The organism is Pseudidiomarina homiensis (assembly GCF_003987225.1).
In the GTDB taxonomy this organism is placed as follows: domain Bacteria; phylum Pseudomonadota; class Gammaproteobacteria; order Enterobacterales; family Alteromonadaceae; genus Pseudidiomarina; species Pseudidiomarina homiensis.
The window spans coordinates 214,374-227,954 of record NZ_PIPX01000002.1 but is presented as its reverse complement, the minus strand read 5'-3'; the positions used below and the strand labels follow the sequence as shown (position 1 = coordinate 227,954).

The window sequence follows — 13,581 nt, the reverse complement described above, 5'->3', positions numbered from 1 at the left end:
ACAGGATAACTATGCCTTATCCTGCTCGGCTACCCACTTCAATACAGTCTCTAACGGCTGCGGACGACAGAACAGGTAGCCTTGCATTAGGTCACTTCCATGCGTCACCACAAACTCGCGCTCACCTTCCGTTTCGACACCTTCCGCAATCGTTCGCACACCAAGCTCTTTCGCTATCATCAAGACCCCGCGCGTTATCGCTGAATTGCGTCCGGCGTTATCAATCCCAGAAATAAAAGTGCGATCAATCTTGATGCCATCAACGGGCAGTTGATTAAGGTAACTTAAACTGGCAAAGCCCGTGCCAAAGTCATCAATCGCAACGCGCAATCCTAATTCACGCAGTTGATGCAGTAGGTTAATCATGTGTTCACTATCACGCATGAACACGTTTTCGGTAATTTCAATTACAATCTGCCCGGGCTCGATGCCATAATCGCGCACCGTCGCAGCGACATTCTCGATAAAGTCATCGCGGTAAAACTGTAGTGGTGAAAAGTTCACACTCACACTATCTAAACCAGCGTTAACGAGTGCCTTTGTATCACGACACGTGCGCTCAAAAACCCAATCCGCGATGGCGATAATCTGCCCCGTCGCTTCAGCCAATGGAATAAAATCGTTCGGCGGAATATAGCCTTTGTCGGGGTGATTCCAGCGCACTAATGCTTCGACTGCACGCGGCTTACCCAAACTATCGACTATCGGCTGGTAAAACAGCTCAAACTGCTCTTTCTGAATTGCCTCTTGCAGGTGGGTACGTAGTTCAACTTGTTGTTGCATGCCCGCATCGAGATTAGAGCTATACCAATGCCATGAGCTGCCACCACGTCGTTTGGCTTCGTACATCGCCACGTCGGCGCGCTGGATTAGCTCGACCGGATAGTTAAAATCAGCACTATTATCGGCGATACCCACCGTTGCTGACAGCGACACTTCCAAGTCGTCAAAGCGGTAAGGATTATGAAACTGCGCCAATAGGCGCCCTACTAACAACGTTACTTGTTCTCGCTCTTGCACACTGGTAACTACTGCTACGAACTCATCGCCACCAAAATGTGCGAGCAAGTCGCCTGGGCCTATTTGTTGACGCAGGCGCTCAGCAGTTTCCACTAAAATACGGTCGCCAACAGCATGGCCAAGACTGTCATTAATCGGTTTAAAACCATCTAGATCGATGAATAAAACAAAGACCTGTGCAGCATCCTCACCCGTCATCGCCAGTGCCCGCGCAAGGTGATCTTCCAGTGCGTTACGGTTCGGTAAACGCGTAAGCACGTCATGCTTGGCCATAAATTCGAGGGCTTCTTCGCGTTCAACTCGGTCGGTAATGTCGCTCTGCAAGCCAATGAAGTGCGTTACTTTTTCACCATCGCGCACAGGCGAAATGAGTAAGTCGTTCCAAAACGGCGTGCCGTCTTTGCGGTAGTTAAGAATGGTCACACGCACTTCGGTTCGGGTTTGCAGCGCATGACGGATCTTGGCTACCGTTGCCGGATCCGTTTCCGGACCTTGCAAAAAGCTACAGCTACGGCCGAGCAAGTCATTGTCGTCCTGATAGCCAGTGATTTCTTTAAACGCTGGATTGACATAAATAATTGGGTAAGGTTTTTGACTCGCGTCACTAATCACCACGCCGTTATTGCTCGATTCAACACTACGTTCGAGAATTTTCAGCCGTGACTCGTTGCGTCGTTGAACGGTCATGTCCTTGGCAATGCCGTGTACACCGGTGATTTCGCCATTAATAATAATGGGCATATTAGTGATGTCTAAATCCCGTAACTCGCCATTACGGTTATAAATTTTTATTTCATAGCGCTGCGGTTTACCGGTTTTGGTGGCTTCAAAGTGGGCTCGCGTTCGCTCACGATAGGATTCCGGCACTACCAGCTCATAGTGCTGCCCCAAAACTTCTAACTCATCAAAGCCAATCAAGTCCGAACCGGCGCGGTTCAAACTCATAAAGTTACCCTCTAAATCGAGGGTAAAAACCGCTTCGGGGTTATAGCTAAATAACGACCTATTGTGTTGCTCACTGCGTTCACGCTGCACACGGTCATTGTGCTGATCGATAACTAACGCTACCAAGTCACGACTACGCTGCAACAAATCAAGTTCGCGCAGGGTAGGCTGCCGACGCTTACGAAAGTAAACGGCGAAGGTCCCGATCACATTTTTATGTGCTGGAGACAGCACTGGATACGACCAGCACGCTTTCAAATCAAAGCGCTGAATAATATCGCGGAAAGCATCGAAACGTTGGTCTTTCGACATGTCCGAGACGATCACTGGAACCCGACGATAGGCAGCCGTACCGCAAGCACCCACGCCGTCAGCAATAGGTAATCCTTGTAATTCTGCAACAAATTCAGCAGGTAAACTTAGTGCACTTGCAGCATTCAGTTCTCGCTTGCGATCATCGACCAACATCACTGAACACAGTGCATCGTCGATTTGATCTTCAATCAGCGCGCAGATGTCAGTGAGCTTTTCTTCCAATGATTTATTCTGCGCCAACGACGCCAAGGTACGGAATTTAGCGGCCACTAAGCGCGCTAGACGCACTCGTTCACGATGGCCTACCCACCAGCCGACAGCAATCGATGCCACAGCGAGGAGCAGGCCATAAACCAAAAGTTGATGTTCCCAAGCAAGTTGCTGAAACGCCAAATTTATTCCTTAGGTTCGTTGTGAACGAAAGCGATAACGATGCCAAGCAAGACCCACGACCAACACCAGCAGTCCCACAAAGACTGTGTTCACATCTAACATTGCGGCCAAACTAATGCATCCAACGAGCCCTAGCACCGACCATATTTTGCCGATAAACCGTTGCTCATGTTGTACCTGAAGTGCTGCCAAATTAGTAATCGAATAATAAATTAATACAGTAAAGGCACTAAAAGTCCATGCCAAGCGAATTCCACCCAAGGCGGCGATACCTATCATTACCAACGCTGTTACCATCGTAGCCTTGGGGGCAGCTGTGCGGGTAACGTTCAAATTTGCCCAACTACGTGGTAAGTCACCGCGACGTGCCATTGCCAACACCACACGCGATACCCCGAGCAGCAAATTTAAGGTGACGCCAAGCATCGCTAAAATGGCGCCAACAAAAACAAAGTCACGAGTGAGCCCCGGCGTCATGAGCTGAGTCAAAATGAAGTCTTCGCCAATATAAAGCGGGTTGCGCTGCAGCAATGCCCACGCCACCGCTAGGTAAAGCACACTCACCACAACCATTGTCAGCACAATCGCGCGCGGAATGATCCTGCGCGGCTCTCTTACTTCTTCACCCATGGTGGCAATACGTCCATAGCCAGTATAGGCCACAAAAAGTAACGCTGCGGCAGCTAGAAAATCTTTAAGATTGAATGCGAGGTCTTCGCTATAACTTGCGGTCGATCGCGGCGCCTGCGCTGACCACACAACAAAGGTCAAAAGAGCAGCAATCGCTAGACCGACCAAAAGCGCATTCACCTGATTCGAGCGGCGCAACCCAGCGAGCACCAACAAGGTGATGAAGATGAGAAAGCTCACCGCTAACAGAACCACCGCCCACTCAGGCCAGGCCAAATATTGATTAACCAGCCAAGCACTTGCCAGAGCAGCTGCCGCAGCCGATGCGCTCTTTGCGGCGATAAAAAACCAGCCGGCAATAAAGCCTAAGTCATGATTTAGGAACTTATAACCGTACTCATAGGTGCCACCGCTAACGGGGTGAATCGCTGCGAGTTGAGCGCTAGAGAGCCCGTTACATAAGGCAATAAAAGCAGCCAAAACGATAGCGTAAAGTAACCATTCACCCGCCAATGCATAACCGAAGCCAACGCTGACGAACGCGCCAGTACCTATAATCGAGCCCAGGCCTAAAATAACGGCACCCGTTAACGACGTTGAGCGAACCAATTGCTGTGTCATGCAATCCTCTTTGTGTTAATGACAGAATAATAACGTTCAAAACTTTGTACAGCGGTAGTGATGGCAGTGGATCGCTCTATGTGCTCGCTAGCATCAGCACAAAACCGTTGGAAATTTTCCCAGTGACATGCACCGTCGCCGCTGAAGAATAAACAGCGGTGCCCCACAAGACGCGTTTCGATCGCCCGCGCCAAAACCATGCCACCCAGTCGCGAACCCTCTAACACATAAGTTGCTCCTACCGCTTCACTTAAGGAATGAAGGGGCGCAACTTGGCCTTCACCAGAGTCAGTAGCAGGGTGTAATTGGTAAATACTTACCCCAAGCTGCTGCAATTCTTGTTCTAGCAAATGCTTGCGAGGTTCGGGTTGATAAGTATGCTTTTGTACACGCCAGAAATCGACGACTCGATCTTCTAATTCCGAGTGCGCTAGCCTCATTTGCGCCAGCGTTTCACGGTAGTGTGTGAACGTTAAATCACGGTGCATTAACCGCGCGAGAAGCGGATGATGATCCAACTTTCGGTGTGCACTACAGGTCGCTTGTTTGAGATCTTGAAACAGCTGCGTCATGTTGGACCTTACATCCGATCTAGATAAGCCTGAGTTACGTAATACTAGACACATTAAGACAATGATGGCAATCCATGACACATCGAACTGGAATCATTTGGTTACGCGAAGATTTGCGCTTAGATGATAACCCACTAATTCATAAAGCTGCACAGGAATGTGAGCAGTTACTTTTTATCTACTGCGTGAACCCTAAATGGTTTCAAGCTAACCGATATGGGTTGCTGACGATTGGGGCTCACCGATGGCGCTTTTTACTTGAATCCCTAACGGATTTACGTAGCCAACTAAAATCGCTAGGCCAAGAGCTTATTGTCACCATGCAAAGCCCTCTGCACACGTTCGCTGAGCTGTTGGCTCATTATCCGATCGATGTCGTCTACAGCAGTGAACATGCTGGCTACTATGAGCGTGTCTATCAGCAGCTTTTGCAGCGGCGTTACCCGCTCATTAAGCACCATGTTGTTTGCACTAATACGCTCTTTCGAGCGGCGCAATTCCCTTTCACGCTTGCTGAGCTCCCTGAAAGCTTCTCCAAATTCCGCCGCACACTCGAAAACGACAATTTACGTGACGCGATCGCCGAACCCATCGCGCCACCACGCCAGTTACCCCCACCGCCGCCCTTTATCGAAGCATGGGTACGTAAACACGCCAGTGTATTACCAGCGATAACGACAACGGCAAATCCGCACTTTACTGGCGGCGAACGCGCCGCATGGCAACACCTACAAAGCTATTTTGCAAGTGATTCAGCCAGCAGCTACAAGGTAACCCGTAACGCGCTCGACGACTGGTCATCGTCGACAAAACTATCGCCGTGGCTCGCCAATGGCTCGTTAAGTGTACGTCGCGTGCAACATGAACTGCGTAACTACGAAAAAAGCCAAGGTGCCAATGAAAGTACCTACTGGATTTTTTTTGAATTACTCTGGCGCGAATACTTTCAATGGTATGCCCATAAGTATGACCATGTTCTGTTTCGTTTTGCGGGCATCCAAGGTAAACGACCGCAGACCAGCTTCTATGCTGCGCGCTGGCAACAATGGTGTAGTGGTACCACGGCTTATCCGTTGGTGAATGCCTGTATGAACCAATTAAATGCCACGGGCTACATGTCGAACCGTGGACGGCAGCTGGTTGCCAGTTGCTTCGTTCATGAACTCCAACTTGACTGGCGCTATGGCGCAGCTTTTTTTGAACAGCAGCTCATCGACTACGATGTTGCCTCCAATTGGGGCAATTGGCAGTATCTTGCAGGCGTTGGCGCCGATCCGCGCGGCCATCGCCGTTTTGACCTCGACAAGCAAACGCAACAGTACGATCCGAACCAGGCGTTCATTCAACATTGGCAAGGTGACGTCGCCGCTCAACCCGATTGGATCGACGCCGCAGACTGGCCACACTCAACGTAGTGCTTGCCTCTGCCAGGCAATCACCGCTACTATCAACGGCATGCTCAATACATCAGCAACCCTTAGGTTGCGTTATGAGGTAGCCTTATGAAAACAATAATAAAAGCACTACTCGGATTGGCCCTAGTGGCACCGCAGGTAAGCGTTACTGCCGCAGCCTACGAGGCTGACCAAGGGCGCGTGTTTACCAGCGCCGACAACCTTTCCGTACTCAGCTATAAAGACCGTATTGAGCCCGAAAATCGTATGCTTAACACACGGCTGACTGAGCTGTTACCGAAACTGATGAACGAAGCTGAACTCGATATGTGGCTGGTCATCAATCGTGAGTACGCAGAAGATCCTGTGTATTACACGTTGGTACCGCAGCCCACTTTTGCCGCACGGCGAACCACCATGCTGGTCTTTAACCGGTTAGCAGACGGCAGCATCGAACGACTTTCGGTCAATCGTTATCCACTTGGTGAACCCTACGAATCAGCATGGGCCGGCGGCGAACTTGATGCGCAGTGGCAAGCTCTCGCAGATTTAATCGCCGACAAGAACCCGCAACGCATTGGCATTAATGTGTCTCGCGATTGGCCAGTCGCCGATGGCCTGACCCATGGTTTGCAACAACGCTTGCAAGAAGTACTGCCAGCCGAGTTAGCACAGCGTCTCGTCTCTGCTGAAGAGCTTGTGGTGCGTTGGGTTGAAACTCGCACAGCGGAAGAAATCGAAGTTTACCCGCAAGTGGTCAGTTTAGCGCGGGCCGTCATTGCGGAAGCTTTTAGTAACCGCGTTATTACTCCAGGCGTCACGACCACGGAGGATGTCGCATGGTATATCCGCGAGCGCTTTGCCGAGCTGCAACTGCCGGTCTGGTTCATGCCCTATGTAACCTTGCAACGCAAAGACCAAGGCTGTACTGATGAACAGCCGTTCTGTGGACAAAGTGGCAAGACCATTCAACGTGGCGATGTTATCCACACAGATGTGGGAATTTGTTACCTTAAACTGTGCACAGACACCCAAGAACTTGGTTATGTCCTCAATTTTGGCGAGACCGATGTCCCCGCAGAACTACAAGCCGCGTTGGCTGTGGGTAACCAATGGCAAGATCACTTGACCGACGCCTTCAAGGTCGGTCGCACCGGTAACGAAGTGCTTGACGCAACCATCGCAAAAACGACTGCCGAAAGCATGATCACCAGCACCTACACGCATCCTTTAGGCTTTTACGGGCATGCCCCAGGCCCCACCATTGGCATGTGGGACAATCAAGGCCCGACACCGATTCGGGGTGACTGGCCTTTGTATGCCAACACTGCCTATGCCATTGAGGGGAATGCCAAAGTTCCACTCGACATGTGGGACGGCCAAAACGTACAAATTATGCTTGAACAAAGTGCATTATTTGACGGTAAACGCGTCACTTATTTAGCGGGTCGCCAGACGCAATGGCATGTTATTCGTTAGCAGGAATCCTTATGAATAGTTCATTTCAGAGTATTTGTGTTTATTGCGGTGCCAACCCTGGCTTCAGCCCCGTCTATCAAGACGCTGCGCTACAACTCGCCGACGAACTCAGTCAAGCGGGGATTACGCTGGTATACGGGGGCTCAAGCGTCGGCCTCATGGGCATTCTTGCTGATCGTGTGTTGGCGAACGGCGGTAAGGTTATTGGCGTGATCCCGCAAGCTTTAGTGGACAAGGAGCTTGCTCATGAGGGACTCACAGAACTTCATGTGGTCGAGTCCATGCACGCTCGCAAAGCCAAAATGGCGGAGCTCGCCGATGGCTTCATTGCGCTACCCGGCGGTATGGGAACCTTAGAAGAACTGTTCGAAATGCTGACCTGGGCTCAGCTTGGTTTCCACCAGAAAAGCTGTGCGGTGCTGAATGTTGACGGTTTCTATGAGGGCTTATTAAGCTTTCTCGAAGGAGCGATTTCGCAAGGCTTTATTCGCGATGAGCACCGCCATTTACTACTTAATCACAATGACCCACACACCCTGTTGGAGCTCATGGCAGCTTACGAGCCACCCAAGCAGCCTAAATGGATCAACGCCAACGAAACTTAAGTAAGGATTTTTTATGCGTTCAATAGTTCTAGCAGTTTGCCTGTTTATTTTTGCGCCCCTTGCTTCAGCGCAAGAGGCACGTCCAATTAGTGATGCAGAACAGTTTGCGGTCACCAGTGCCGTCGAGGACTTTCTTTACGGTGCTTCAGTGAATGACGTACACGCCCATGATGTGTTTTGGGCACCAGAATTAACCTACACAAGTTCGTCTGGGGTGCGTTTTGGTAAGTCGCAACTGATGGAAGGCATGACCGACACGACCATGATTCCTGAAGATGAAGTGACCGCATGGTATACCGCCGAAGACATTGAGCTCAAAGCTTTTGGGCCGAGCATTATTATCAACTTCACCTTAGTTTCAACCGATGTCGCCACGGGCAACCGCGAGACGTTTTTGAATACCGGCGTGATGGTCGAACGCCGAGGCCAGTGGCAGGCAGTTAATTGGAATGCCACTCGTACCGCCACACCACAAACCGCTGACTAATCACCAATAGTTGATGCGCGGCCAGAACACCAGTTCGTTATTGTCAGGAACCACATAACCTTCGAACTGGCTGGCCGTGGCACAAGCGTGATTAGGTAAAATCCGCACCTGGTCGCCAACTTCCAATGGCGGTAACTTCGCTTTGCTGCCTTTGCGCACCGCTACGATTCCGTGCTCTTGGCTGGTGCTACTCACAATAAGATCTTGGTACGGTGTACCATCCATCGCACACACTACCCCGTAGCCTTGGTCAAGTTCTTGCTGAGCCGTACCGCGATCGCGCGATAACGCCATCCATCCAGCATCGGTCATAATCCATCCCTTGTCCGGTCGATCACCAATCACCGTCGCCACAACACTAATCGCAATATCGCTAAGCGCACAAACATGTAATCCGGCCATAACCAAGTCTTGAAAGACATAAACCCCGGCACGGACTTCGGTAACACCGCTTAAGTTTTTCGCAAAGTGAGCGGTCGGCGTCGACCCCACGCTTACCGTTGCGCAGTCAATGTCAGCCTTCTGTAGCGTGTCGCGCACAGCTACCGCGGTGGCACGCTCGTGTTCAGCAGCGGCCTCTTTTGCGGCTTTATCGGGGCAATGATAGGAGCCCCCTGCATGCATTAAAATCCCCGAAAATTGATTGTTTTCGTGCAATAACTGCGCGATTTCGACGATCTTAGGGTCATTTTTGGTCAGCCCCGCACGCTCACCATCACAATCAATTTCAAGCAATGCCGGAATCGTAACGCCGGCTTTTTGCGCATAACTTACCACAGCCTGCGCTTGGGCCATGCTGTCGAGCAATACACGCACCGTGACGCCGGACCGCAATAGCTCTAATACTCGCGGCAATTTATCAGGACTAATCCCCACGGCATACGTAATGTCAGTAAAGCCATGCTCCGCAAAGTATTCCGCTTCTTTCAGCGTTGACACGGTGATCGGCCCCACGCCATTGGTAAATAAACGCCGCACAACATCAATCGACTTCGCCGTTTTTACATGCGGTCGTAACGTCACGCCAAGCTTGTCCATGTGCGCTTGCAGCCGGTCAATATTACGTGTCATTTTGGCAGTATCGAGCAACAAATAAGGGGTCGTTAAATCGGCGAGGTTGATCATCGCGAGCACCATCTGGCTTAAATGAGATGAACCCATTATGGAAGAGCTTCCGCAAGCTCACAAGTCAGAATGAATAAATGAGTGAAAAGCTTTGTCGCGGACATCATCATGCCGCCCATCGGCCTGTTGCTTGGCGGTGTCGATTTTAATGACATGTTTGTCGTTTTAAAGGCTGGGATCGAAAACCCAGGCCCTTATGTAGCCCTTGCGGACGCCCAAGGAGCAGGTGCCGTAACCATCAATTACGGGCTGTTTATTACCAATACAATTAGCTTTGTAATTGTTGCTTTTGCCGTCTTTTGGCTGGTTAAAGGTATGAATAGCTTGCGCACGAAAGAAGAGCCAGCGCCGGTGACGACCAAGAGTTGTGGTTTTTGCTTCTCAACCATACTGCTAAAAGCCACACGCTGCCCGAACTGCACATCAGAGTTGCCACCTACCGAAGGTTAGAGCTCTAACTCCGCAAAGGCCGATTCATGGAGGCTGCTGAGAAAAAGTTTCGTGTCACTTTCAGCAGCCCCTGTCACATGAGCAAATTGCCCAGTCGGATCTTGCAAGCTGCGCAACACATTACCATTAACATCAATCGCAACTAAATGACTGTAACGCTGTGCTTGTGGACGCATAAAGCTAGGTAGGCGCTGGACAATGGTGCGCACAAAAGGGTAATTCGATAGCGCATCAAGGGGCGCACTGCGAGGGCTGACGAGACCAATCCAAAATTTACCGTTGGGCGCATCGTTAATGTTATCTGGAAAGCCCGGAAGGTTCTCCATCACGGCTTCAATTCGCCCATTGTTATCATCACCAATACCAATGCGTAGAATCCGGTAGCTACCGGTTTCGGCGACCAGCACCCAACGGTTATCATGACTTACCGCAACGCCATTAGCGAAGTGCAAACCACCAAGCACGGTATACGTACGACCACTACTCGCATCATAGGCAAGTAGGCGGCCGTTGCCAGCGTGCTCCATAATATCCAGCAGACTCGCTTGGTAAGTGCCGTACTGATCCGCAGCAAAACGTGACGAGGCATCAGAAAAATAAACGGTACCGTCGGCAGCAACGTCGACATCATCGGCGTAACGCACCTCGCGGCCATCGACTTCAGTCACCACAAGCTCAAGTCCGGTTTCGACTGACCAACGCATGAGCCCTAAATAGGCATCGGCAATCCATAAAGTGCCATCTGGACCGAATTCTAGTCCTAACGGACGACCACCAGTGGTCGTCACAATCGAGAAGTCACCATTATGTTCGCGCCGCACAATATCACCGTTCAGCAGACCAAAAACTGGCCGGCCTTCACTGTCTAAAGCTATATCTTCTGGTCCTTGCGAATGCGGCAAAGCTACTGATTGCGCGTCCTGCAAAGCATTATTTTGTGCATAAGCACCGACAAAACCTTGATCACGCGGGGCATTCCACGCCCGCGGCTCGATAGGTACCGGCCAAAATAATAGATAGCCAATGACAACCAGCACAACAATGACCGCACTCGGCGCTAGCGCATGACGTTTCGACATGATCTGAAGTCCCTGTTGTTATTCTATGTGCTTGTTCACAAACGTTACGACACGTTCAGAGGTCTGCGCTGGGCGCTCGACCATGGGCATATGACCAACGCCTTCGAAAATCTCAAGTTCGGCGTTGGGAATACCTTTATACCACACTGCTGCTGAACTCACATCGAGCAGTTGATCCGCACTTCCCCAAATAATCAATGACGGTACAGTAATCTCATTTAAACGCCCATCAAGCTGATCGAGATTGCGAAAATCTTCGGCAATTTGAATGTATTCCGCTTTGTGTTCTTGATACCGCTTGGCCATGCTGCGCAGCACAAACTTCGGAATATAAGGCGGTTCAGCCATGGTCATGGCATAAAACTCTTGAAAGTCTTCCCAGTCATCGATTTCAAACGGTGATTGACCTTGCTGAAAGAGTTTCTCGGCACGACTCGGAACCGGAGCCGTCACACCCGCGGGATCAATGACCACAATACCATCGGTTCGCTCGGGGTATTGCAGCGCAAAGTTCGCAGCAATCAGTCCACCCATGGAATTACCGATAACCGTGGCAGAGTTAATTTCGAACGCATCAAGTAACCGCTCTAAGCGCGTTGCTTGAGCACTTGGACTATAACTCCATTGTGGATCAAAGCCTGTTTCACCATGGCCGGCCAGATCTGGAATGATAATGTTGTAACGTTCGTCAATACGATTCGCAAAGCGCAGCCACAACTCTTTCGAGGCGGTGTAGCCGTGCAACAACAGCAGCGTAGGTGCATTTTCACGCTGTGCCGATCGCCGGTACACCGAGAAAGTGATGTCACCTAAAGCAACCTCACCTTTCGCAAAACCATAAAGTGCCGCTTCAATGCGCTGCGTGCCCTGATAAACCAGCTGCCCAGTTAATGGGTGCCAGGTCGCGCCCCACAAGACAATAAAGGCAATACCTACACCGAGTAAAAATTTTCTCATGCCGATGCTCCGTGTTTAAAATGATGGTCTTGTGGCCGAAAGCGCCAAGCTAAGTAGCGATAGACAAAGCTGAAGCCGGGAAACATAGCGGTAACTTTACCGCTGTTACTTTGATACCAGCTATGGCAACCACCCGTTTGCCAAACGGTGCGAGCCATCTCATGATGAATTTTGTCGGTGTAACGTTGTTCTGCTGCCACAGTAACCTCTACGCTCGACGCATCACGCTGCGCCAATTCCTGCAGCACCCGCATGATATAAATCATCTGCGATTCTATGACAAAAATAGCTGACGTATGACCAATACCGGTATTAGGACCGGTGACCAAGAACAAATTCGGGAAGCCTGGCATCATGGTTCCTAAGTAAGCCCGCGGATAATCTTTCCAAGCATCATCTAGGCGTTGCCCGTCGCAACCGACCACATTAAAACCCAGTGCCCCATCGGTAGCCTTGAAGCCCGTTGAATAGATGACCAAGTCTAACTCGAGTTCATGCCCTTGCTGGGTTACCAGACCATGTTCGGTAAATTCCCGAATGCCATCATTGCGGTCATGCAAGGTTACCTTATCACTCGCTAATGCAGGGTAGAGCGTATTCGACACAATAATTCTTTTGCAACCAATGGTGTAGTCCGGCGTTAATTTCTGCCGTAATTCCGCATCGGGGATCTGTTTTCGAAGATGGCCGCGCGCTTCGCGTTCGGCAAAAATCTTCAGTAGCGTGCGGGAGTATTTGAACGCCAATACCCGCCATTCAAGCGCCCAATAAATGATTTTTCTTACCACCTGATAAAAAGGCTTTAGCCCCAAGAGCTTGCGAAACCATGGCGCAAACTTGCGATCGGGACGCGGCATAACCCAGTGTGGCGTACGCTGAAACACATGCAAATGCTCAACCTGCTTGGCGATCGCAGGAATCACTTGTGCAGCACTGGCGCCACTGCCAATAATCGCCACACGCTTGCCAGCATAATCGTAGCTGTGATCCCATGCATTGGTATGAAAACGTTTACCGCAGAAGTTTTCTTGGCCGGCAAAATCAGGCATCAAAGGATTGCTTAGCGGCCCCTGAGCACTAATAACCGACTTTGCAAAGAATACCCCTTGGCTGGTGGTAACTTGCCACTGTTGCGGTTCATCGAGCCAACGCAGCTCAGTAACGTTAGTGTTCAGCTTGGTTTTGTCAGCCAACCGATGTTTCGCAAGCACTTGCTTCGTGTAGGCTTCAAGCTCGGGCTGTTCGGCAAACATTTGTGACCATGGATACGGCTCACTCGCTAGCGAATACAACGGCGACTGCACGTCAACTTGCGCTCCAGGATAAGAATTTTGGCACCACGTTCCGCCCATAAACGCGCGGCGTTCGAGCATCACAAAGTCAGTCATCCCCTGTCGTAACAATTGCAAAGCCGCTGACTGACCGCCAAAGCCTGTGCCAATAATGATGACGTTGTAGGTGTGTTGTGCCGTCGCCAAAGTCGAGTTTCCGCAAAATGTAAATGTCATC

General features: G+C 50.5%; 11 protein-coding genes and 1 pseudogene. 5 read left to right on the top strand and 7 right to left on the bottom strand.

Going from position 1 to position 13,581, the window contains the following annotated elements:
* Window positions 1-9 precede the first annotated feature (9 nt).
* Genes CWI70_RS10170 through CWI70_RS10160 form a run of 3 tightly spaced genes read right to left on the bottom strand, consistent with a single transcriptional unit; the run spans window position 10 to window position 4,496 of the window.
* Complete coding sequence (locus CWI70_RS10170) at window positions 10-2,673, bottom strand: bifunctional diguanylate cyclase/phosphodiesterase (RefSeq protein WP_126773380.1); 2,664 nt, start codon at window positions 2,671-2,673, stop codon at window positions 10-12.
* Window positions 2,674-2,682: 9 nt separating this feature from the next.
* Entirely contained in the window at window positions 2,683-3,924 is a 1,242-nt protein-coding gene (locus CWI70_RS10165) for an APC family permease (RefSeq protein ID WP_126773378.1), read from the bottom strand.
* Entirely contained in the window at window positions 3,921-4,496 is a 576-nt protein-coding gene (locus tag CWI70_RS10160) for a biliverdin-producing heme oxygenase (RefSeq protein ID WP_157980895.1), read from the bottom strand. The genes CWI70_RS10165 and CWI70_RS10160 overlap by 4 nt, the downstream gene beginning before the upstream one ends.
* Before the next feature lie 74 nt (window positions 4,497-4,570).
* Here CWI70_RS10160 and CWI70_RS10155 point away from each other — a divergent pair, with 74 nt between their 5' ends.
* From CWI70_RS10155 to CWI70_RS10140, 4 genes are all read left to right on the top strand, one after another.
* Window positions 4,571-5,911 (top strand): DASH family cryptochrome, encoded by a 1,341-nt coding sequence (locus CWI70_RS10155; RefSeq protein ID WP_126773374.1) that lies wholly within the window; start codon window positions 4,571-4,573, stop codon window positions 5,909-5,911.
* Between the two features lie 87 nt (window positions 5,912-5,998).
* Window positions 5,999-7,369 carry a M24 family metallopeptidase gene (locus CWI70_RS10150; protein WP_126773373.1) on the top strand — a complete coding sequence of 457 codons (1,371 nt, stop codon included), beginning with the start codon at window positions 5,999-6,001 and terminating at the stop codon, window positions 7,367-7,369.
* An 11-nt stretch (window positions 7,370-7,380) separates the two neighbouring features.
* Window positions 7,381-7,974, top strand: a complete 594-nt coding sequence (locus CWI70_RS10145; protein ID WP_126773371.1) for an LOG family protein — start codon at window positions 7,381-7,383, stop codon at window positions 7,972-7,974.
* Window positions 7,975-7,987: 13 nt separating this feature from the next.
* Window positions 7,988-8,461 carry a nuclear transport factor 2 family protein gene (locus tag CWI70_RS10140; RefSeq protein ID WP_126773369.1) on the top strand — a complete coding sequence of 158 codons (474 nt, stop codon included), beginning with the start codon at window positions 7,988-7,990 and terminating at the stop codon, window positions 8,459-8,461.
* Here the strand turns inward: CWI70_RS10140 and CWI70_RS10135 are convergent, their stop codons facing one another.
* The gene (locus CWI70_RS10135; RefSeq protein ID WP_241967883.1) at window positions 8,462-9,622 is read right to left on the bottom strand and encodes an alanine racemase; all 1,161 of its coding nucleotides are present in this window, start codon (window positions 9,620-9,622) and stop codon (window positions 8,462-8,464) included.
* Between the two features lie 45 nt (window positions 9,623-9,667).
* Between CWI70_RS10135 and mscL the strand changes: the two are divergent.
* Window positions 9,668-10,036: pseudogene (gene mscL, locus CWI70_RS10130) on the top strand (large-conductance mechanosensitive channel protein MscL); the annotation flags it as partial.
* On the opposite strand, the gene CWI70_RS10125 reads toward mscL, so the two are convergent.
* From CWI70_RS10125 to CWI70_RS10115, 3 genes are read right to left on the bottom strand one after another with little or no spacing between them, the layout of a single operon-like run.
* Window positions 10,033-11,115, bottom strand: a complete 1,083-nt coding sequence (locus tag CWI70_RS10125; protein WP_126773367.1) for an SMP-30/gluconolactonase/LRE family protein — start codon at window positions 11,113-11,115, stop codon at window positions 10,033-10,035. The pseudogene mscL and the gene CWI70_RS10125 overlap by 4 nt on opposite strands.
* Before the next feature lie 18 nt (window positions 11,116-11,133).
* Window positions 11,134-12,072, bottom strand: coding sequence for an alpha/beta fold hydrolase (locus CWI70_RS10120; RefSeq protein ID WP_126773365.1), 939 nt, complete (start codon window positions 12,070-12,072; stop codon window positions 11,134-11,136).
* Window positions 12,069-13,550, bottom strand: a complete 1,482-nt coding sequence (locus CWI70_RS10115; RefSeq protein WP_241967882.1) for a flavin-containing monooxygenase — start codon at window positions 13,548-13,550, stop codon at window positions 12,069-12,071. The genes CWI70_RS10120 and CWI70_RS10115 overlap by 4 nt, the downstream gene beginning before the upstream one ends.
* Between the last annotated feature and the right edge of the window lie 31 nt (window positions 13,551-13,581).

What these genes read in the sequence shown, in the direction of transcription:
- CWI70_RS10150 (WP_126773373.1), top strand. Translation starts at nt 5,999, where the DNA reads ATGAAAACAATAATAAAAGCACTACTCGGATTGGCCCTAGTGGCACCG.
- CWI70_RS10125 (WP_126773367.1), bottom strand. Translation starts at nt 11,115, where the DNA reads ATGTCGAAACGTCATGCGCTAGCGCCGAGTGCGGTCATTGTTGTGCTG.
- CWI70_RS10145 (WP_126773371.1), top strand. Translation starts at nt 7,381, where the DNA reads ATGAATAGTTCATTTCAGAGTATTTGTGTTTATTGCGGTGCCAACCCT.
- CWI70_RS10120 (WP_126773365.1), bottom strand. Translation starts at nt 12,072, where the DNA reads ATGAGAAAATTTTTACTCGGTGTAGGTATTGCCTTTATTGTCTTGTGG.
- CWI70_RS10160 (WP_157980895.1), bottom strand. Translation starts at nt 4,496, where the DNA reads ATGACGCAGCTGTTTCAAGATCTCAAACAAGCGACCTGTAGTGCACAC.
- CWI70_RS10155 (WP_126773374.1), top strand. Translation starts at nt 4,571, where the DNA reads ATGACACATCGAACTGGAATCATTTGGTTACGCGAAGATTTGCGCTTA.
- CWI70_RS10135 (WP_241967883.1), bottom strand. Translation starts at nt 9,622, where the DNA reads ATGGGTTCATCTCATTTAAGCCAGATGGTGCTCGCGATGATCAACCTC.
- CWI70_RS10140 (WP_126773369.1), top strand. Translation starts at nt 7,988, where the DNA reads ATGCGTTCAATAGTTCTAGCAGTTTGCCTGTTTATTTTTGCGCCCCTT.
- CWI70_RS10165 (WP_126773378.1), bottom strand. Translation starts at nt 3,924, where the DNA reads ATGACACAGCAATTGGTTCGCTCAACGTCGTTAACGGGTGCCGTTATT.